This is a genomic window from Nocardia sp. NPDC003482 (assembly GCF_053588115.1).
This window is the reverse complement of record NZ_JBSFPI010000021.1, coordinates 1-19,378: the sequence shown is the minus strand read 5'-3', so window position 1 is coordinate 19,378 and position 19,378 is coordinate 1. Positions and strand designations below refer to the sequence as shown.

23 protein-coding genes are annotated in these 19,378 nt (G+C 70.7%); 8 read left to right on the top strand and 15 right to left on the bottom strand.

Annotated elements, in window-relative coordinates; genetic code table 11:
• Window positions 1-80 precede the first annotated feature (80 nt).
• Entirely contained in the window at window positions 81-1,130 is a 1,050-nt protein-coding gene (locus ACWDSJ_RS28560) for an aminotransferase class V-fold PLP-dependent enzyme (RefSeq protein WP_450035542.1), read from the top strand.
• A 242-nt stretch (window positions 1,131-1,372) separates the two neighbouring features.
• Here the strand turns inward: ACWDSJ_RS28560 and ACWDSJ_RS28555 are convergent, their stop codons facing one another.
• Entirely contained in the window at window positions 1,373-1,765 is a 393-nt protein-coding gene (locus ACWDSJ_RS28555) for a rhodanese-like domain-containing protein (RefSeq protein WP_450035541.1), read from the bottom strand.
• Window positions 1,766-1,775: 10 nt separating this feature from the next.
• Window positions 1,776-2,300 (bottom strand): cysteine dioxygenase, encoded by a 525-nt coding sequence (locus ACWDSJ_RS28550; protein WP_387370589.1) that lies wholly within the window; start codon window positions 2,298-2,300, stop codon window positions 1,776-1,778.
• An 898-nt stretch (window positions 2,301-3,198) separates the two neighbouring features.
• On the opposite strand from ACWDSJ_RS28550, the gene ACWDSJ_RS28545 reads away from it, so the two are divergent.
• Complete coding sequence (locus ACWDSJ_RS28545) at window positions 3,199-4,182, top strand: ABC transporter substrate-binding protein (protein WP_450035539.1); 984 nt, start codon at window positions 3,199-3,201, stop codon at window positions 4,180-4,182.
• Window position 4,183: 1 nt separating this feature from the next.
• Here the strand turns inward: ACWDSJ_RS28545 and ACWDSJ_RS28540 are convergent, their stop codons facing one another.
• Window positions 4,184-4,513, bottom strand: coding sequence for an MmcQ/YjbR family DNA-binding protein (locus tag ACWDSJ_RS28540; protein ID WP_450035537.1), 330 nt, complete (start codon window positions 4,511-4,513; stop codon window positions 4,184-4,186).
• Between the two features lie 79 nt (window positions 4,514-4,592).
• Here ACWDSJ_RS28540 and ACWDSJ_RS28535 point away from each other — a divergent pair, with 79 nt between their 5' ends.
• Complete coding sequence (locus tag ACWDSJ_RS28535; RefSeq protein ID WP_450035536.1) at window positions 4,593-5,078, top strand: Lrp/AsnC family transcriptional regulator; 486 nt, start codon at window positions 4,593-4,595, stop codon at window positions 5,076-5,078.
• Between the two features lie 92 nt (window positions 5,079-5,170).
• Here ACWDSJ_RS28535 and ald read toward each other — a convergent pair whose 3' ends face one another.
• Window positions 5,171-6,295 (bottom strand): alanine dehydrogenase, encoded by a 1,125-nt coding sequence (gene ald / locus ACWDSJ_RS28530; protein WP_450035535.1) that lies wholly within the window; start codon window positions 6,293-6,295, stop codon window positions 5,171-5,173.
• 169 nt (window positions 6,296-6,464) lie between these two features.
• Window positions 6,465-7,946, bottom strand: coding sequence for a phosphatase PAP2 family protein (locus ACWDSJ_RS28525; RefSeq protein WP_450035533.1), 1,482 nt, complete (start codon window positions 7,944-7,946; stop codon window positions 6,465-6,467).
• Window positions 7,947-8,065: 119 nt separating this feature from the next.
• Between ACWDSJ_RS28525 and mbp1 the strand changes: the two genes are divergently transcribed.
• On the top strand, window positions 8,066-8,308 hold the full coding sequence (gene mbp1 / locus ACWDSJ_RS28520; RefSeq protein ID WP_450035708.1) for a microaggregate-binding protein 1: 243 nt from the start codon (window positions 8,066-8,068) through the stop codon (window positions 8,306-8,308).
• Window positions 8,309-8,337: 29 nt separating this feature from the next.
• The gene (locus ACWDSJ_RS28515) at window positions 8,338-9,210 is read left to right on the top strand and encodes an NAD-dependent protein deacetylase (RefSeq protein WP_450035531.1); all 873 of its coding nucleotides are present in this window, start codon (window positions 8,338-8,340) and stop codon (window positions 9,208-9,210) included.
• Window positions 9,211-9,221: 11 nt separating this feature from the next.
• On the opposite strand, the gene ACWDSJ_RS28510 is transcribed toward ACWDSJ_RS28515, so the two are convergent.
• The 3 genes from ACWDSJ_RS28510 to ACWDSJ_RS28500 all read right to left on the bottom strand — a co-directional run bounded on the left by ACWDSJ_RS28510 (window position 9,222) and on the right by ACWDSJ_RS28500 (window position 10,771).
• Window positions 9,222-10,022: a TetR/AcrR family transcriptional regulator gene (locus tag ACWDSJ_RS28510; protein ID WP_450035529.1), complete on the bottom strand. Its 801-nt coding sequence runs from the start codon at window positions 10,020-10,022 to the stop codon at window positions 9,222-9,224.
• A 72-nt stretch (window positions 10,023-10,094) separates the two neighbouring features.
• The gene (locus ACWDSJ_RS28505; RefSeq protein WP_450035528.1) at window positions 10,095-10,229 is read right to left on the bottom strand and encodes a hypothetical protein; all 135 of its coding nucleotides are present in this window, start codon (window positions 10,227-10,229) and stop codon (window positions 10,095-10,097) included.
• 107 nt (window positions 10,230-10,336) lie between these two features.
• Complete coding sequence (locus tag ACWDSJ_RS28500; RefSeq protein WP_450035527.1) at window positions 10,337-10,771, bottom strand: MarR family winged helix-turn-helix transcriptional regulator; 435 nt, start codon at window positions 10,769-10,771, stop codon at window positions 10,337-10,339.
• A gap of 86 nt (window positions 10,772-10,857) precedes the next feature.
• On the opposite strand from ACWDSJ_RS28500, the gene ACWDSJ_RS28495 reads away from it, so the two are divergent.
• Complete coding sequence (locus tag ACWDSJ_RS28495) at window positions 10,858-12,270, top strand: DHA2 family efflux MFS transporter permease subunit (RefSeq protein WP_450035525.1); 1,413 nt, start codon at window positions 10,858-10,860, stop codon at window positions 12,268-12,270.
• On the opposite strand, the gene ACWDSJ_RS28490 is transcribed toward ACWDSJ_RS28495, so the two are convergent.
• Entirely contained in the window at window positions 12,271-12,951 is a 681-nt protein-coding gene (locus tag ACWDSJ_RS28490) for a hypothetical protein (protein WP_450035524.1), read from the bottom strand.
• A gap of 38 nt (window positions 12,952-12,989) precedes the next feature.
• A complete protein-coding gene (locus ACWDSJ_RS28485) occupies window positions 12,990-13,664 on the bottom strand; it encodes an AIM24 family protein (RefSeq protein ID WP_450035523.1) in 675 nt (224 codons plus the stop codon).
• Window positions 13,665-13,897: 233 nt separating this feature from the next.
• Here ACWDSJ_RS28485 and ACWDSJ_RS28480 point away from each other — a divergent pair, with 233 nt between their 5' ends.
• Window positions 13,898-14,932 (top strand): alpha/beta fold hydrolase, encoded by a 1,035-nt coding sequence (locus tag ACWDSJ_RS28480; RefSeq protein WP_450035521.1) that lies wholly within the window; start codon window positions 13,898-13,900, stop codon window positions 14,930-14,932.
• 26 nt (window positions 14,933-14,958) lie between these two features.
• Entirely contained in the window at window positions 14,959-15,390 is a 432-nt protein-coding gene (locus tag ACWDSJ_RS28475) for a hypothetical protein (RefSeq protein ID WP_450035520.1), read from the top strand.
• Between the two features lie 69 nt (window positions 15,391-15,459).
• Here ACWDSJ_RS28475 and ACWDSJ_RS28470 read toward each other — a convergent pair whose 3' ends face one another.
• The 5 genes from ACWDSJ_RS28470 to ACWDSJ_RS28450 all read right to left on the bottom strand — a co-directional run bounded on the left by ACWDSJ_RS28470 (window position 15,460) and on the right by ACWDSJ_RS28450 (window position 19,303).
• A complete protein-coding gene (locus ACWDSJ_RS28470; RefSeq protein WP_450035519.1) occupies window positions 15,460-16,284 on the bottom strand; it encodes an alpha/beta fold hydrolase in 825 nt (274 codons plus the stop codon).
• Window positions 16,285-16,386: 102 nt separating this feature from the next.
• Window positions 16,387-16,770, bottom strand: a complete 384-nt coding sequence (locus ACWDSJ_RS28465) for a hypothetical protein (protein WP_450035517.1) — start codon at window positions 16,768-16,770, stop codon at window positions 16,387-16,389.
• On the bottom strand, window positions 16,771-18,048 hold the full coding sequence (locus tag ACWDSJ_RS28460) for a DUF58 domain-containing protein (protein ID WP_450035516.1): 1,278 nt from the start codon (window positions 18,046-18,048) through the stop codon (window positions 16,771-16,773).
• Window positions 18,045-18,539, bottom strand: coding sequence for a hypothetical protein (locus ACWDSJ_RS28455; RefSeq protein ID WP_450035515.1), 495 nt, complete (start codon window positions 18,537-18,539; stop codon window positions 18,045-18,047). The genes ACWDSJ_RS28460 and ACWDSJ_RS28455 overlap by 4 nt, the downstream gene beginning before the upstream one ends.
• Complete coding sequence (locus ACWDSJ_RS28450; RefSeq protein ID WP_450035514.1) at window positions 18,536-19,303, bottom strand: DUF4129 domain-containing protein; 768 nt, start codon at window positions 19,301-19,303, stop codon at window positions 18,536-18,538. The genes ACWDSJ_RS28455 and ACWDSJ_RS28450 overlap by 4 nt, the downstream gene beginning before the upstream one ends.
• Window positions 19,304-19,378 lie beyond the last annotated feature (75 nt).

The window sequence follows — 19,378 nt, the reverse complement described above, 5'->3', positions numbered from 1 at the left end:
AAGGGGTGCGGCTGGGTTGCAGGCCATTGGGGGTGGGGTGGCTATGGACGGTGGGGGTGGGGTGGGGTCAGACTTCGGGGATGGATGCGTTGGCGGGTGGCGAGTTTCGGGTCGAGAGTGTCTATCTGAATACGGCGTCTTATGGGTTGCCGCCGGAGCGGGGGCTGGCCGCGGTGCGGGAGGTCACCGAGCGGTGGGCGGTCGGGGCGGGGGCTCCGTCGGTTCACGATGATCAGGTGGATGGGTTGCGGGCGGCGTTCGCGCGATTGTTGACGGGGGCGACGGGGGCGGATGTGGCGGTGGGACACGGGGTGGGGTCGCTGGTGGGGTCGGCGGCGGCCGCGTTGCCGCCGGGGGCGGAGGTGCTGGTTCCGGAGGGGGAGTTCGCCTCGGTGCCCAATCCCTTTCGGTATCGCGGGGATCTGAGCGTGCGGGCGGTGCCGCTGGAGCGGTTGGCCGAGGAGGTGCGGCCGCGGACGGCGTTGGTGGCGACGAGCGTCGTGCAGTCGGCGGACGGGCGGGCCATCGATCCGGCCGCGTTGCGCGCCACGACGCGGGCGCACAACGCGTGGTTGCTGCTCGATGCCACGCAGGCCGCGGGGTGGCTGCCCTTGCGGTTCGACGATGCGGACTTCTGGGTCTGCGGGACGTTCAAATGGCTGCTGGGCGCCCGCAGCGTGAGCCTGATGGCGGTGCAACCCGCCCTCGCCGACGTCGTCCGGCCCGTGACGCCGGGCTGGTACGCGGCCGCGGACAAGTGGGCGGAAATGTATGCGCCACAACAACTCGCGCGCACGGCTCGCCGCTTCGACGACACCCCGGACTGGCTCGGTGTGGTGGCCGCCGTCGCGGGACTGAGCCTGATCGAGGAGCTGACCGTCGAGGCCGTCGGGCGCCACGATCGTGCCCTCGCCGACCGATTCCGTCGCGGGCTGGCCGATCTCGGGCTGACGCCGGTTCCGGGCGACTCCCCTATCGTCACGCTTCCGGGCGCGGGCGAATTCGCCAGGCGGCTGGATGATTCCGGCATCATCACCTCGGCGCGGGATGGGGGGTTGCGGTTCTCGTTCCATATTCACAATGGGTCCGATGATGTGGATCGAGCACTGAAAGCCTTGGCGCAGCGTTGATTCGGCGGCTGCGGCTTCCGATCCATACACGCGACGGGATCTACGACGTAGGCCCTGGGACCAAAAGCCTTGGGGCAACTAGGAATCGGCGACGCTCTTTCCACATCCGCGACGAGACCGACTACTGGGCTCCGAAAGCCTAGGCACAGTACTGAATCGACCAGTCGACAACGACAATGTTACATGCGGCTACCAGGACCGAAACCGCGGTAGGGAGCCGAACTCCCTTGAAGCAGAATGAATTACGGTATCGCCGGAGACCCTCCCGGAACCACCGGCAGCCCCTCGGCCCGCCATGCTCGAAAACCGCCGATCACATCGGTGACATGGGTGAGCCCAAGGTGCTGGGCGTCGGCCGCGGCGAGGCTGGAGGCGTAGCCCTCGTTGCAGATCAGGACCACCGGGGTGTCGGGGGCCAAGCCGGGGAGGCGGTGGTCGCCGGTGGGGTCGAGGCGCCATTCCAGGACGATGCGTTCGACGATGAGCGCGCCGGGGATCTCGCCCTCCGCCGCGCGATTCGCGTGCGGGCGGAGGTCGATCAGCAGGGCGCCGTCGGATTGCAGGGCGGCGGCCTGTTGCGGGTCGACGCGCAGCAGGCGGGCGCGGGCGCGGGCGAGGAGGTCCTCGGCGGTCACGGGGGCTCCTTCACAGTCCGGTGAAATCGGTCAGCTCGCGGTACTCGCGGACCGGCCGCAGGGGCGGGGAGTACGCGTGCACCGATGCGGCGGGGCGGGTGGTGGCGTTGCCGAGCTGATGGGCGCGCTGCGGGCCGAAGGCCACGGTATCGCCCGCCGACCAGGTCGCCGTGCGCGGGGTCGCGCCCGCGTGCAGGTACCGCTCGTGCAGCTCGCCGATGGTGACGGCGAACGCTCCAGATGCGCCGCCGTGATCGTGCGGTTCGGTGCCCTGGCCCGGCGCCCACGACAGCAACCACAGCTCAACGCCCATGGTCAGCGCCAGCCGCGCCCACCAACGCTGGGTCGGATCGAAGCGCACGAGATCCAGTAGCGGCGTCGCCAGGGTGGTGGCAACCTCGCCGACCAGCTCGTGCAGCTCGGCGGGCGACCAGAGAGTGCGCTCCGGCCGGATCGCCTCGTGTAAGCACGGCACATCCACCGCGGGATGAATGTCCTTGGCGTGCTTGAGATTCACCGGCACCGACGTGGTCACTGCGCTCCTGCCTCGGTCGACTGGTTTTTCCCACGAATTCTGCTCCCCCACCGCCCCCTTGCCACCCTCCACGATCAGCGTGAGCGAAACCACCGCGCACCCCAGCCGCACCCCTTGTTGGGATCCGCACCCCTTGCACAGCCCTGCAGAGGGTGCGGATCCGAATAAAGGGTGCGGCTGTGTTCGCGCACGGTGAGGCGGCTGGCTTCTCCGAGGTGGCCGTCCCTCGAGGGTGGCAACGCAGCCGCACCCCTTGTTGGGATCCGCACCGTTTGTAGAGCCCTGCAACGGGTGCGGATTCGAATAGGGGGTGCGGCTGGGCTGCCCGGACCACGGAAGCCGCACCTTTTGGGAGGCCCCCTCATTGGGGGGTCCTGGATTGCGAGGCTCGCCCCAGGTTGGGAGGCCCTGGGTTGAGAGGCCCTTGGTGGGAAAGCGCTCGGCGAGGAAGATCCTGGGTGAGGAAACCCTCGATGAGGAGGCGCTCGGCGAGAAGGCCCTGGGTGAGAAGGCCCTCATTTGGGAGGTCCTCGGTGGGGAAGCGCCCGGCGAGAAAACCCTGAGTGAGGAGGCCCTCCGTGAGAAGACCCTCGGTTGGGAGGTCCTCGGTGGGGAAGCGCTCGGCGAGAAAACCCTGAGTGAGGAGGCCCTCGGTGAGAAGGCCCTTGGTTGTGAGGTCGTCGGTTGTGCGGCGCTGCATTGGGAGGCGTTGGATGGGGTGCTGGGGTTGAGAGGCGCTGGAAGCGGGGCGAATTCGGGTATGGGGTGGGGGTGGGGACTACAAGGATTGGATTCAGGGCGAGTCAGAGGGGGGACATGGGGGTGGGGAGGGCCTACGGTCGCCGAAGTTGGTTTGGGCGTGGGGGTTTCCTCGCCTTAGTGGTAGGAGGGCGTGGTCATGTTCGGAAATCGCAGGGGTCGTCGCCGCGCGGTGGTGGTTGCTGTCGCGCTGGTTACGGCGGCGTTGGTGGTTGGGGGGTGTGGGGGGTCGGAGCCGGAGACCGAGGTTCGGGCGGTCAATGGGCAGACGTTTGATTTGACGCCGCAGCAGCCGGGGCGGGTGCGGGGGGAGAAGGTGGACGCTATCGCGGCTAAGGTGCCGCAGGCTATTCGGGATCGGGGGACGCTGATTGTCACCGGGGCGGCGAATACCGGTGGGCCGCTGCGGTTCTTCGCCAATGATGATCGGACGTTGATCGGGTCCGAGGTCGACTTCGCGTATCTGATCGCGGATACGCTGGGGCTGAAAGTCGAACTGCGGGCGGCGGATTGGGCGCAGAACTTCGTGGCGATCGATTCCGGGGCGGTGGACGCCTTCATCTCCAATGTGACCGTCACCGAGGAGCGCAAGGAGAAGTACGACTTCGCGACCTATCGGCTCGACAATCTGGCGCTCGAGGTGGCCAAGGACGCGAACTGGACCTATACCGACCGGAAGTCGTTGGCGGGCAAGCGGATCGGCGTCGGCAGCGGGACCAATCAGGAGCAGCTGCTGGTGCAGTGGAACGATCGCAATGTCGCCGAGGGGCTGCCGAAGATCGACATCGCCTACTACCAGCAGGCGACCGACTACTATCTCGCGCTGGCCTCGCATCGGCTCGACGGCTACCTGGGCCCGAACCCGGTCGCGGTCTATCACGTCGCGACGGCGAACCAGACCAAGATCGTGGCGAACTTCTCCGGCGCGGGCGATGCCCTACAGGCCGAGATCGCGGTGCTCACCCGCAAGGACAACGGCCTGATCGGACCGGTTCACGAGGCTTTGCAATACGCCATCGAGCACGGCACCTACCAGAAGGTGCTCGAGCACTGGGGCCTGAAGAGCGAGGCCGTCACCGAGACCCGCATCAACCCGCCGGGCCTGCCGAAGAAGACCGGGTAGCTCACTGCACCAGATGCCGGGGCGCGGCCTGCTGCCACGAATCGCGCACGATGTCGGCGAGTTCGTCGTGATCGTCGAGGGCGGCCAGCCGCACCCGCACCCACGCGTTGCCGGCCTCGTGCGGGGCGATCCAGAACTTGTCGGGCTCGGCGAGCACCAGTTCGTCGCGGTCGGCGATCGGGCAGCGCACCGCCATCGAGGACTCCTCCTCCGGCAGCGTGAGGAACAGCTTGCCCGCGACCCGGAAAGTCGGCATCCCCCACTGGAATTGCTCCGTCGTCTCCGGCAGGGACAACGCGAGACTACGAACATCATCGCCGGTGGCACTCACCCGGGCAATCTTTCCAGACCCGGGCCACCGCGAAGATAATTCCTCGAGGCCCGCGCTGGGCCGAATCACGTTCGGTACGTTGGGCCGGGTGAGGAACAATCGCCCGGCGCTCGACGAGATCGACCACATCCTGCTCGAGGAGCTGGCCCGCGACGGCCGCATCACCAACAACGCGCTGGCCGCCGCGGCCGGGATCGCGCCGTCGACCTGCCTGGGCCGGGTACGCGCGCTCGTCGAGCGCGGGGTGATCCGCGGCTTCCACGCCGACATCGACCCCGCCGCCCTCGGCCGCAGCCTCCAGGCGATGATCTCGGTCCGGGTGCACGCCAACGCACGCCCGCAACTGGCCGCCTTCGGCGAACGCCTCGCCGCCCTCGGCGAGGTCCTCAACGTCTACTTCATCGCGGGGGCGGACGACTACCTCGTGCACGTGGCCACCGCCGACACCGAGGCCCTCCGCCTGTTCGTCCTCGAACACCTCAGCGCCCACCCCGCCGTCGCCCGCACCGAAACCATCCTCATCTTCGAACACGTCCGCCCCCGCACCCCACCCACCCGCACCTGAACCGGGCCGACCACCCCGCCATTCGCACGAACGGTATCGCACGGTGACCACCGCCGAACCCTCAGCGGCACAGGCCATCTCGCCAACCGGAGTCACCCCTCGACAGCCGCCACCTCGGACACCGAATGCGCCGTGTAACCATGTGCGGCAGCGACGGATTCGGACAGCAGCAGCCCCCGATGGGTGCTCAACCCCGACGCCAGCCCGGGATCGGCCGCGGTCGCCGCGCGCCAACCTCGGTCGGCGAGCGAGATCACGTACGGCAGAGTGGCATTCGTGAGGGCGACGGTCGAGGTGTAGGGAACGGCGCCGGGCATGTTGGCGACGCAGTAGAAGACCGAGTTGTGGACGCGGTAGGTGGGGTCGTCGTGGGTGGTGGGGTGGGAGTCGGCGAAGCAGCCGCCCTGGTCGATGGCGATGTCGACCAGGACCGAACCCGGCTTCATCTGCGCCACAAGGGAATTGGAGACCAGTTTGGGGGCCTTGGCGCCGGGGACGAGGACGGCGCCGATGACCAGATCGGCCTCGCGGACGCGGTTCTCGACCTCCTGGGCGTTGGCGACGACCGTGCGCACCCGGCCCTGATACTGGGCGTCCAGGTCGCGCAGCGGGGCGATGTTCAGGTCGAGGACGGTCACGTCGGCGCGCATGCCGACCGCGACGGCGGCGGCATTGCGGCCGGCGACCCCGGCCCCGATGACCACGACCTTCGCCGGGCGCGCGCCGGGCACGCCGCCCATGAGCACGCCGCGGCCGCCGCCCGAACGCATCAGGTGGTAGGCGCCCGCCTGCGGGGCGAGGCGACCGGCGACCTCGCTCATCGGGGCCAGCAGCGGCAGCGAACCGTCGCGGCCGGTGACGGTCTCGTAGGCGATCGCGGTGATGCCCGAGGCCAGCAGGGCATCGGTGCATTCGGCGGACGCGGCCAGATGCAGATAGGTGAACAGCACCTGATCCTCGCGCAGCCGCGAATACTCCTGCGCCACCGGCTCTTTCACCTTCAGCACCAGATCGGCGACCGCCCACACCTCGGCCGCGGTCGGCAGCACCCGCGCGCCGACCAGGGTGTAGGCGTCGTCGTCGAAGGCCGAACCCGCACCCGCCCCGGACTCGACGAACACCTCGTGCCCGCGCGACACCAGCTCGCGCGCGCCCGCGGGCGTGCACGCCACGCGGTATTCGTGGTTCTTCACCTCGCGGGGAATCCCGATCTTCACCTGCGCTCCTCGTGTTCCGGTCGGAAGGGTCTCGGAAGCGAGTATGAATTTCGTGCGGCGAGCGGTCCAGTTCCTCGAAGATAATTCTCAGGCGCGCCGCTCGATCATTCGAATCATCGAAATCGTCGGTGTCGAAGGGCTTGCGGCCGAAGCATCTTCGGGCCGGGCCTCAGTCCCCCGGCTCGTGCTGGTGATAGACCGCCAGGCACCCGGCGACCCCGAACCTCAAACGACGCGCCTCGCCGACCACCTCGCCATCGGTCGCGAGCGCCTGCGGAGTGGACAGATCGACGGTCAACTCCCGGACGATGCGTTCGCCGTAGACGTTGCTGTGCCCGATCGCGCCCAGCAGCAGGGCGATCATCGCGCGGGCGCGGGAGAACCGCAGATCCGCACGCAGCCAACGGATGTCGAGCAGCCCGGAGTCCATGCGCGGCCGGAACGCGGGCACCGCGCCGTGCGGGTGATAGGGCCCGTTGCCGACGAACAGGAACCACACGTCGTGCCAGCGCTCGTCGAATCGGATCCGGATCGGCTCGGCCCGGCGCAGCGTCACCAGCAGCGCCGCGGCGAAGGCGGGCCACTTGCCCCAGCGGTCCTCCCACTGCTCGCGCAGGCGCACGAGTTCGGGATACGCGCCGACGCTGGCGGTGTTGATCAGGCAGCGCGGTTCGCCCCCGTCGAGTCGCACGCTGGCCACGTCCACCGACACCGCCTCGCCCGCCTCGGTGGCCGCGGCGACCTCGGTGACGGTGTCCACGCCGACATCGCGGGCGAAGTGATTGAGGGTTCCGGTCGGCACGACCACCAGCGGCAGCCCGTGGCGCAGCGCCACTCCCGTCACGGCCGCCACCGTGCCGTCGCCGCCCGCGACGCCGATCGCCGCCGTGTGCTCGGTCCGTTCGGCCAGCTCCTGCTCCAACTGCTCGACGCAGTCGCGGTCGGGTTCGGTGCGCAGGATCCGCGCGGCCGGGAACACCGCGGCGAGTTCGTCGGCCGGATCCTGCCCGGGATCGCCGGAGTTCGGATTCACCAGCAGCACAAGCCCTTTGCCGTCGACCAGCCGCGGCACCTCGCGCACCGGACGGGCATGGGTGGCCGATTCGCGCAGCGGCCACCAGCGCCGCGACGCCAGGGCCACCCCCACGCCGACCGACGCGCCGACGAGCACGTCCGAACCCCAGTGCACCCCGGTGTGCACGCGCGAGTAGGCGACCGTCGCGGCCAGCGGCGCGACCGCCACCGCGCTGCGCGGGGACTCCATGGCGACCGCGGTGACGAACGCCGCCGCGGAGGCGCTGTGCCCGGACGGGAACGACGACGAGGTGGGCCTGCGCACCAGCCGCCGCCGCTCGGGCAGCAGTTCGGCGGCGGGGCGGCGACGCGCGAACACCGACTTCAACACGGCATTGGCCACGAAGCTCGCCCCGGCCAGCGACGCCACACCGCGCACGGCGGCCCGGCGCGGCGCGCCCTTGCGGCTCGCCAGCACCGCGGCGACGGTGAACCAGAGCACGCCGTGATCCGCCGTATGCGTCAGCCGTTTCATGCCCTCGTCGAAAGGGGTCACCGGCAGCCGCGCGACACCGGCGCTCACGGCCCGATCCCATCGGCCCACCAGGAAGAATCTGCGTCGCAACCAGCCACTCACCGAATCGACCCTACCGGCCCGATCGCGCCGCCCCGGCTGTGACGCGCGCCGCCCGATTCGACGGCGGCGCGGCGGGTAAGCCGGAAACGTCTCGTGTAGTTCCGATTTCGGAGGTGGAAGTGTCCCAGCACGGAAGTGGACCCCGGGAAGCCGTCGAGGGCGTGGTCGAGGACGTCAAGGGCAAGGCCAAGGAGGTCGCCGGGATCATCACCGGCAACGAGAATCTGAAGGGCGAGGGACGCGCCCAGCAGGACAAGGCCGAGGCCGAGCGCACCGCCGCCGCGAAGGAGGCGGCCGCCGAGAAGGCCCGCACCGAGGCCGAGGTGAACAAGGCGCGGCAGGCCGGTTTCCAGGATCGGTAGCCGGATCGGAGGGGTCGTACGCTGGTCTCATGTGCGATCCCTCCCGGCTACCCGGCCTCGATCGGCTGGCCGATCTGGTCGTCGGCCGACGCGTGGCGGTGTTGACCGGCGCGGGAATCTCCACCGACAGCGGAATTCCCGACTATCGCGGGCCCGGCTCGCCGCCGCGCACGCCCATGACCTATCAGCAGTTCGTCGCGGATCCCGTGTTCCGGCAACGGTATTGGGCCCGCAACCACGTCGGCTGGCGGCGCATGGACGCCGCCCGCCCCAACGACGGTCACCGGGCGCTGGCCCGCCTCGAGCGGCTCGGCGTGATCGGCGGCCTGATCACCCAGAACGTCGACCTGCTGCACACCAAGGCCGGACATCGGCGGGTGATCGATCTGCACGGCACCTACGCGCGGGTGCGCTGCCTGTCCTGCGACGGGCTCGTCTCGCGCATGTCGCTCGCGGACCGGCTCGAGGCCGCCAATCCCGGATTCGCCGAGGCCGCGATCACCGACGGACTCGAGGTCGCGCCCGACGCCGACGCGGTGCTCACCGACACCGCCTCCTTCCGGATGGTCGACTGCGCCCGCTGCGGCGGCATGCTCAAACCCGACATCGTGTACTTCGGCGAGAACGTGCCCAAGCCGCGCGTCGCCGCCGCGTTCGAGCTGGTCGACGACGCCGAGGTGCTGCTGGTGGCCGGATCCTCGCTGACCGTCATGTCCGGTTTGCGCTTCGTCCGGCACGCGGCGAAGACGGGTCGCCCGGTCGTCGTGATCAACCGCGGTCCCACCCGTGGCGACGAGTACGCCACCCTGAAGCTGGACAACGGGTGTTCGGCGATGCTCACCGGTCTGGCGCGGGTCCTGGACCGATCCGGTTGGGACGCAAGAGTTTCCGTACCCGCGTAGGCGAGAGCACCTCAGCGCGGGGTGGGCAGCACGGCCCCCCGCCGCGTGGGCGCCGTGACCTCGCGCGGCGAGATACCGTGCGCGCGACGGGGTTTGGCGGCGTCGGGGCGGCCCGCGATGCGATCGAGCCACTCCTCCATGAGGCTGCGTTCGCCGTCGGTGAGGGCGTTGGTCTGGGGTAGCACCGCGCGCAGAGCGACGGCCGCGCCGATCGGGCCCGCGACGGGAGCCGCCGGGGCGTCGGCGGTGATGGCGGCGACGATGGCCTCGCGGGTGAGTTCGGACAGCGCCGGATCGCGGGCCTCGTCGGGCATGGAGATCAGGGTGAGGGTGGTGCCGAGTCCGGCCGCGTAGACCAGGTGGGTGGCGCGTTCCTCCTCGACCCGCAGGCGCCCGGCCTCGGCGACCCGTTTGACCTTGCGGCCCAACACCTTCAGCGCCGCGACCGCCGCGGGCGGCAGCGACTCCGCGGGCCGCGCCTCGCCGTACATGAGGGCGAACAGGGCCGGATTGGCCAGGCCGAATTCGACGTGCGCGTCCCAGCCCGCGCGCAGATCGTCGACCGGATCGAGATCCTTGTTCACCGCGGTCTTGCTGTTCAGGTAGGCCCGGAAGCCGTGTGAGGCCACCGCGTCCAGCAGGCCCTGCTTGTCGCCGAACAGCCGGTAGATCGTCGGCGCCTGCACTCCGGCGGCCGCGCTCACCGCGCGGGTGGAGACGGCGTCGCGGCCCCCCTCCGCCAGCAGCTCGATGGCCGCGGCGATGATGCGCTCCCGGGTGTTATCCGCAGCGGCGGACCGAACGGTGTCCATGTTTTCAACGGTAACACCACCCCGTTAGCGACGTTAATTCCATCGTTAACGGAGGAACGTTTCCATTGTTATTCAGAGCAGCACCAGCAGCGTCGCCGCCGTCGCGACCAGCAGTACCCAGACGACGAGCAGTTGACGCGCCGAGCGTGGCGTGTCGAGATCCGGCGCCTCCCCGCCGGTTTGCCGAAACGCGTGGGTCGCACCCATGACAGGCCCCCTTCGAATTCGAGTGTGGTTCCGTCACAAGGCGACTACCCCGGATTCGTCATTACAGCGGCGTGGCCGACAGTGGCGCGCGCCACGTCCGCCGCTTCTCAGAGGTTCTCGTCGTCGAAGCCGAGGGCCTTGAGCGAAAGGCGGTGCAGGGTACGACGTTCGGCGGGGGTGAGGCGGGCGAGGACGCCGTCGGTGGCCGCCTCGATCCGGGTGTCGGTCTCGGCGCGCAGCTTCTGGCCCGCGGCGGTGATGGCAAGGCGGTAGCGGCGGCGGTCCTCCGGATCGCGGGTGCGGGTGACCAGGCCCGCCTTCTCGAGCGCGTCGATGAGGCGGACCACCTCGCTGCGGTCGATGCTCAGCGCCTCGGCCATCTCCTGCTGCGAGATCTCGCTGCGTTCGGCGAGGTGGGTGAGGACCCAGTGCTCGCGCAGCGAGGTGCCGACCTCGGCGTGGATGGCCTTGTGCAGCTTGCCCAGGGCATAGGTCGGGTAGCGCAGCAGTCCACGTGGGTGCAGCTCGCGGTCTTCGGTCACCTTTCGATTCTAACTATTGTTGAGTAGCCCAATCATTGTTACTCTCCGCAATTGGGTTGCTCAATCGAAAGTGAAGGAGGGGTCCGATGACGCAGACGCGCACGGACACCGCGTCCCCCACGTCCGACACGATTCCGGCGCACGTGTGGCGCACCGCCGCCGTCGTGGTGTTCGGGGCGGTGATGGGGATGCTCGACACCTCGCTGGTGAACATCGGCCTGCACGAGATCGGCGCGGATCTGGGCGCCGATCTGGCCACGATCCAGTGGATCGCCAGCGGTTATCTACTGGCACTGGGGGTTTCGCTGACGGTCTGCGGCTGGCTGGCCCGCCGGGTCGGGGTGGGACGGTTGTGGATCGGGGCGCTGGTGGCGTTCACGGTGACGTCGGGGCTGTGCGCGCTCGCGGGGTCGGCGGGGTGGTTGATCGCGCTGCGGATTCTGCAGGGGCTCGCCGCCGGGGTGATGCTTCCGGCCGGGCAGACCATCCTCGGTCAGGCGGCGGGGCCGCGGCGGATGGGCCGAGCGATGGGCGTGGTCGGGATCGCCGTGGTCGGCGCGCCGACGATCGGGCCGACCGTGGGCGGGCTCATGCTGGCGCACTGGGGCTGGGAGTGGTTGTTCCTGATCAATATTCCGCTGGGGTTGATCGGGTTGGGGCTCGGGCTGCGGTATCTGCCGCTGGGCAAGGGGGTGGCCGGGCAGGGGTTCGATGTGCTCGGGTTGGTGCTGGCCGGGGGCGGGGTGTCGGCGGTGGTGTACGGGTTGTCGGAGATCGGTGAGCGCGGGGGTGTGGGGGCGGTGTCGGTGTGGTTGCCGGTGGCGCTCGGCGCGGTGGGGGTGGCGGGTTTCGTCGCGCGGTCGGTGCGCAGTGCGCGCGCTCTGCTGGATGTGCGCATGTTCGCCGATCCGGTGTTCGCCGCCGCCAATGCCGCGAGCTTCTTCGCGGGCGCGGCCATGTTCGGGGTGATGGTGCTGCTCCCGCTGTACTTCCAGGAACTGCACGGCTACGGCCTGATTCGCACCGGCGTCGCCCTGATCTCCTTCGGCGCGGGCGGCGTCATCACCCTTCCCCTCGGCGGCCGCCTCACCGACCGCATCGGCGGCGGCGCGGTGGCGATCTGCGGCGGCCTGGCGGTGACCGCCACCCTACTGCCCTTCGCCTTCCTCCCCGCCGACGCGAATCCCGTTGTGGTGCAGGCGCTTCTGTTCGCGGCGGGCGTGGCCACGGCGCTGTCGGGAATGCCCCTGGTCTCCGCCGCCTACGCCGCCGTCCGCCCCGACCAACTCCCCGACGCCGCCGCCTTCGTCAACATCCTCCAGCGCATCGGCGGGGCGGTCGGAGTGGCGATCGTCGCGGTAATCCTCTCCCGCGCAGCCCTTTCCGGCTGGGCCGCCCTGTCGGGCTACCACCTGGCCTTCGGCGCCATCGCCGCACTGTCCCTCGTCGGGGCGGCGGTGTCGACGGAGTTGCGGCGCAATCAGCGGACTCGTCCGTGATCACGGCAGGTGGGTGTCGCGGGCGGAGGGGTCGAGGCGCCAGGTGTGTTGGTAGAGGCGGTTCCAGCGGGCGTCGAGCCAGTCCCAGATGAGGTCGGCGACGATGGTGGGGGTGTCGAGGCGGGTGCGGTAGCGGCGGGCGGCGGAGGCGTCGCTGATTTCGACTGTGTAGGTGGGGGTTTCGGTTGGTTCGGGTGGGGTGGGGTAGGTCTGGATGAAGGTGGCGGGGTCCTCGTCGGGTTTGGTGACGGTGAGGACCTGGGGGGTGGTCAAAGTCTCGATGTAGGAGCGGAGTTCGTCCAGGGCGATGGTCCGGGCGACGGGGTGATCGTCGATGCGGAGGGTGGCGGGGCGGCGGGGGCCGAAGCGGTGCAGGGTGCGGCGGTCGGCGTCGTAGAAGGCGGCGGGGCGGGCGTGGTCGCGCAGGAGGGGCAGGACGCGGGCGAGGAACTGGTGCGGAATCCGTACGCGGACAATGGTTCCGGCGGGGTCACAGCGGATCAGGGCCTCGCCGCGGCCCGCCAGCACCACCTGCCGGTTCCACGCCTCGACCGTCGAGCGGATCGCGGCGGACGGGTCGTCGTCGGAGACGGGTAGCGGCTGTTGCGATTCCAGGTACGCGGCGAGGTCCGATTCGGCGGGGGCGGCATCGAGCGGCAACACCAGGAACGTGCGGATCACTCGATCAACGTTATCGAATTGCCTTGCCCGCCAGGAAACTACGAGCCCGCGTGGGTGTGCGGCGGCACCGTCGGCCCCTCGCTGGCCTGCACGAGTACGAAACCCTGACCGCGGAAGGCGAGCTGCGCCGCCTCCCCGCTGCCGCGCCCGATCAGCGCGCCCACCTTGAAGGTCCGGTTCACGCCCACCTGGAGGCTGGTGCTCCAGGCGACGGCCGACTGCCCGTCGGCGAAGGTCGGCGCGCGCCCGGCGTCGAGCAGCACGGGCGCGCCGTGCGTGGTGACCGCGACCCAGCCGGTGCCGGTGAGCGTGGTGTTGAACAGACCGGAGGTGACCATCCCCGCCCCCTGCACCCGCTTGATGTCGGAGTCCAGGTGCGGTTCATAGGCGAGGACGTTCTCGCCGTTGACCGTGATGCCCTCGTTCTCCAGATAGAACAGGTGGATGTCGTGCGCGTCGTGCGCGAGGAACAGCGCCCCCTGCCCCGACACCCGCATCAGCTCCACACCCTCGCCGGTGAGCGCCTTCTTGATGAACTTCCCGATCCCCCCGGCGCCCTGATAGTGGAAGTCCATCTGCCCCTGGAACGCGACCATCGACCCCTGCCGCGCGAACACGTCCCCGTTCAGCTGCACCCGCAGCATCTTCGAGTTCTGCAGGGCGAACTGCCCCGGCTGTCCCTGATCCAAGTTCCCGAAAAACGCGCTCCGCATCGCCGCTCGGCCCTCCTCGTGTTCCCTTGCCGCCGTGCGGCGCTCACCGCAGTCGGCACCGATGGTATCCGGGACCGGTGGCCGGACGCTCGCCCCGGATTCCGGCGGCCGAGCCCGGACGACCGTCGTCGACTACGTCATCCGACGGACGCGGGGGCGCGACGGTGCGCCATAACGTCGGTGCGGTGGATCGGCCCGGATCCACGGCATGCGGACAGGTGGCAGGAGGCGCGATGACACTCAGCAGACGAGGACTGTTCGGCGGGGCGCTGGCGGTGGGCGCCGCCGGATTGGCGGCGGGGTCGCTCGCGGCCTGCGCCGACGACGAACCACGGCCCGCGCCGGGAGCGGACCCGCGCGCGGGTGCGGGACTGCACACCACGCTCGGCCCGATCGAACACGTCGATGCCGGGGTGCTGAACGTCGGTTACGCCGAATTCGGTTCGACCACCGGACAACCCGTCGTGTTGCTGCACGGCTGGCCGTACGACGCCTACAGCTACGCCGACGTCGGGCCGCTGCTCGCCGCCGCCGGGTACCGGGTGATCGTGCCGTATCTGCGGGGGTACGGGCCGACGACGTTCCTGTCGCCGGGGACCGTGCGCAACGGTCAGCAGACCGCGATCGCCGAGGACCTCGTGAACCTCATGGACGCGCTGCGTATCGACAAGGCCGTGCTCGCCGGATACGACTGGGGCGCGCGGACCGCCGACATCGTCGCGGCGCTGTGGCCGGAGCGGTGCAAGGCGCTCGTATCGGTGAGCGGATATCTCGTCAGCTCGATCCCCGCCAATCAACAGCCGCTGTCGCCGGAGGCCGAACTCGGCTGGTGGTACCAGTACTACTTCGCGACCGAGCGCGGGCGGCTGGGCTACAGCCGCAACCGGCACGACTTCAACAAGCTGATCTGGCGACGCGCCTCGCCCGCGTGGACATTCGACGACGCCACCTTCGACCGCACGGCCGCGTCCTTCGACAACCCCGACCACGTCGACATCGTCATCCACAACTATCGGTGGCGGCTCGGGCTCGCGCCGGGCGAACCGCGGTACGACGAGTACGAGCGGCGGCTCGACGGCGCGACCGTCGGCGTCCCGACCATCACCATCGGCAGCGACTTCGACGGGGCGGCCGAGGACGGGGCGGCCTACCGCGCCAAGTTCATCGGCAAGTACGAGCACCGCGTCCTCGACGGCATCGGGCACAACGTCCCGCAGGAGGCGCCGCATCCGTTCGCGCGGGCCGTAATCGACGCCGACCAGCTGTGACCACCGATTCCGAAGGAGCGCTTCCCATGACCACCGTCCGTTTCCATTTGCTGTCCACGCTGACCCCCGCCGAGGTCGTGCGCGTGCTCACCGACTTCGGGCCCGGGCGCCCGGACGCCTGGTCGTCGATCGACGCCGAGCACTTCGTGGTGCACGATCGCGGCGACGGCTGGGCCGAGGTCACCGAGGGCACCGCGGCGGCGTGGGAACGGGCGCGCTACGAGTGGGATCCGGCCGGGGACACGGTGACCGTGACGACATTGGACTCCAAGCTGTTCGGCGCGGGCGGCGGCTGGGTCTTCCGGGCCTCCCCCGACGCGACCGGCAGCCGCGTCGACATCGAGCTGACCCGGACCCCGACCACGCTGCGGGGCAGACTGCTGGCGGCGCTGCTCCCGCTGGTCGGACCGTCGTCGCTGCGCAAGTCCTTCCGGGGGCCGTTGCGCGCCGTGCGCTGACATTCGACACGAAACCCGCCCCCGCGAGAAGTCTTGCAGGGGGCGGGTTTTCGCGGTCCGGCCAGGTGTTCAGGAGTGGGCGGCCGCCTCGATCACCTCGGCCACCCGATCGGGGTGGGAGACGGCGACCGAATGGGAGGCGGGGACCTCGGTGACGTGGGCGTGCGCGCGCTCGGCCATGAAGCGTTGCGCCGCGACGGGGATGTTGCGGTCCTCGGTGGTGATCACGTCCCAGCTGGGCTTCTCGGTCCACGCGGCCGCGGTCGCCCGCTCCTCGAGCGCGGATCGGGCGATCGGGCGCTGGGTCGCGGCCATCAGGGCGGCCCGATCGGCGGGGACGTCGGCGGCGAACTGGTCGCGGAACCTGTCCCGCTGAATGTAGAGGTCGGTGCCCGCGCCGCCGTTTCCGTTGTAGGGCACCGGATCCAGCGCGGCGGGCAGGGTCGAGCCGGGGAAGCGGCCGGTCAGCTCCAGCGCGGTCTCACCGGGCGCGGGCAGGAAGGCGGCGACGTAGACGAGCGCCTTCACCTTGTCGCTGCCCGCCGCCGCCGCGCTGATCACCGAACCGCCGTAGGAGTGGCCGACCAGGACGACGGGCCCGTCTAGGTGATCGATGAGCGCGCGCAGGGTGGTGGCGTCCGCGGCCGGACCGCGCAGCGGGTTCGCGGCGGCCACGACCGGATAGTGGTCGGCGCGCAGCTTCTCGATCACGTCGTTCCAGCTCGAACCGTCGGCGAACGCGCCGTGTTCGAGGACGACCGTCGGCCGGGGGCCGTCCGGGGTCGGATTCGCCTCGGTGGTGCTCGCGGTGCACGCGACGGCCAGGCCGCCCGCGGCGACGGCTGCCGCGAGCGCAAACACTACCCGGGTGCGACGGGATTCGTTGGGGGCCATGGGTTTTCCGTCCTTCGAGCGAGTGGGATGATGCCGTCCACTGTGCGTCGCGAGGGTGACCGGCGGCGTCCGTCGGGTGACGGTCGGTTCGACGTAATCGGATCAGGGGTCGCGCGGGTCCTCGTCGGTTCCCCCGGCCAGCAACGGCAGCGCGATGAGCAGCAGGACCGCGGGCGGGGCGACGGCCCCCAGCCAGGGCAGGCGGATCGGTACGACGAACGCCAGGGCCGTCACCAGGGTGGCCAGCGCGGCGGCGATGGGAACCAGGACGTCCCGGCCCGCCGAACGGCGCGAACCGCCGTGCGCCAGCACCAGATACAGCGTGGCGGCCGCCCCGGCCGCCGCGTAGGTCCACACATCGACGTGCCCGGACAGCGTGAGCGCCGCGGCCAGGCAGACCACGGCGGCGATCGCGACGATCCGGTACCGCAGCCCGGCGACGGCGAGCGCGACGGCGAGGACGGACAGCACGGGGCCGATCGCCATCTAGGGCCTCCCCCGGCGTGGCCCGCGCGCTGTCAGCGCCTCGGTCAACGCGTGTTCCGGCGGCCAGGCCACCACCTCGAGCCCGGAGCTGCGCATGTCCCGATACATGCCCCGGCGTTCGAAGTCCCAGAGCTTGCGGCACAGCGGATCATCCGACGGCCGGATCAGATCCGCGCCCGCGAGCACATCGACCACCACGATCGGATGACCACGCTTGCGCAGTTCGATCAGGGCGAGGAAGAACGCGGTGGAGATCAGCGTCGAGAAGGCGATGACGATGGCACCGGGCGGCGCGGCGGCGCGGGGCGGCAGCGAACCCGAGCACCGGGCGGCCCCCGCGTCGTCGACGCCGAGGATCATCGACAGCGCCCGAAAGTATTGGGAGCGGCCGCCTTTCGCCTCGATCCAGCGCACGTCCGCGCCCAGGCAGACCAGCCCGACCCGATCCCCGCTGCGCAGCCCGTTCGCCACGATCTCGACCGCGCCCCGCACCGACCGATCGTGTGCGCGCGCGACGGGACCGTCGGGCCCGGCGTGGGTGTCGAGCAGCACCACGAGATCCACGGACTGCTCGACGCGGCGGTCGGTGACGTACAGGCTGCCCTGCCGCACGCTGACCGGCCAATTGATCGTCCGCAGGCTGTCGCCCGGCGAGAATTGGCGCAGATCCGCGTATTCCACGCCGGAACCCGACCGGTTCGAGGGGTGGGTCCCGGAATGTCGCAGCACCGCCGGGGTGGAGCGCACCGGATCGAAGCGCCGCGGGTGCACCCGGGGGAACACCCGCACCTCGATCGGGCGCACGACCTCGGCGCCGCGCAGCAGACCCCATCTCGCGCGCGCGTGCACCCGCACCGCGAGCCGGTGGCGGCCCCAGCGAACGCATTCGACCCGCACCACCGTCGTCCGCGCCGCCTCCTCGTCGATCACCCGCGAGCGCAGGCCCTCGACCACCGGCAGTTCCAGGGCCACCCCGCCCGGATTGCCGCCGGACACGAGGCGCAGCCGCACGACGATCGTGTCGGTCTCGAAACAGTGCGCGATACCGTGTCCCAGATCGTCGGCGGGGTCGGCCACGACGCGCACGACGGTCTCGGGCGGCCGCCACTGCGCGGCCAGCACGACCCCGGCCAGCGGCGCGGCGAAGACCACCAGCTGCGGGCGGTTCAGCGCGACGGCCATGGCGAAAACCGTTCCGGCGCACCAGATGACGGCGACGGCCGCGGCGGAGAGCCGCCACCGGACGCGCGCGGTGTCGGAGGTGAACCGGTCGCTCATGACACCGGCTGCCCGTCCAGACGGTCCATGATGCGGCACAGCGTGTCACGGCCCGGTCCGGGTGCGTCGCGGTCGCCGTGCGGCCCGGCCACATTCGCCGGATCGACCCACCGCCACAGCTCCGATCCGAAATACCCCGGGCCGATCTCGCGCGCGGCGGCGCTCCGATCGCCGGCGTGGACGCCGAGGGTCAACTCGAATTCGCGCGAGACCAACGGGCGCACATGGCGATCCCAGTCGCCCCGGGTGCCGTCGGCGCGGGCGGCCAGGGTCGCCACCCGCGCGAGGCGCTGCTCCACGACGGTCGTCTCGGCGGTGTCCAACTCGGGTTCCGGTGCGCGACGGGCGATCTCGCGGCCCAGCAGAAACGCCGCCGCCGCCAGCGCGCATCCGCTCACCGGCAGCAGGAGCGGCCGCGCGATCAGCAACGCGATCGACTCGGCGCCGGCGACCACCACGATCGCCGTCCACAGCGTCGATGCCAACCTCATGTCCGGCTCTCCAGGTCGTCGAGGATTCCGGCGAGCAGGGCCGCCGCGGTGGCCCGGTCCAGGTCGGTCATCGGGTGTTCGCTGTAACGAGCCTCGGCGAACAGATCCACCAGCTCCGAGGCGATCTGCGGTTGCACCGCGCCCACGTCCACCGCCTTGGCCAGCACCTCGTAGGCCGTGTCGGACGCGCTGAACACCGTCCGCGCCGCCTGCGCGACCGCGTATTCCATCTGGGTATAGCAGGCGATGATGGCCTGCCGCGGGTCCTGATCGGGTTGCCGCACCTGGTCGAGTCCCCGCTCGATCACCCGTCGCACGACCTCGTGCGCGTCGTGGTGCGACGGATCCGCGGCCGCGTCGGTCCGCCGCCGGGAGGACCGGACCGTCACGATGCCGAGACCGGCGAGCGCGAGCACCCCGAGCGCGCCCGCCGCGATGCCGGCCTCGGCGAGGTCCGTGTGCGGGGGCGGGACCGGGTCCGGGCGTTCGCGGACCGCCGTACCCGTCGGGTCCGCGCTCCGCTCGGTGACCGCCGGTCGTTCGGCCCACGGGACCCGCACCCCGAGAAACGGTGCCGCGCAAGCAATTCCGGCGAGTACCAGCGCCACGCCGACCGCGGCCACCAGCTGCCTGCGGGTGGGGCGCGGGAGCGCGGCCCGATCCGATTGCGGCACAGCGCCTTCCGGTGGGTCGTGGCGGACCCGTCGGAGAAAACCCGCGAGCGCCACCACGATCGTCAGACCCGCGATGGCCGCGAGGGCCACCAGCGGCGCCGCGGACCGGGGTGCGCCGGCCCGGGCTGCCCAGCCAGTGCGAGACCACCCAGGTCCGCGAATACG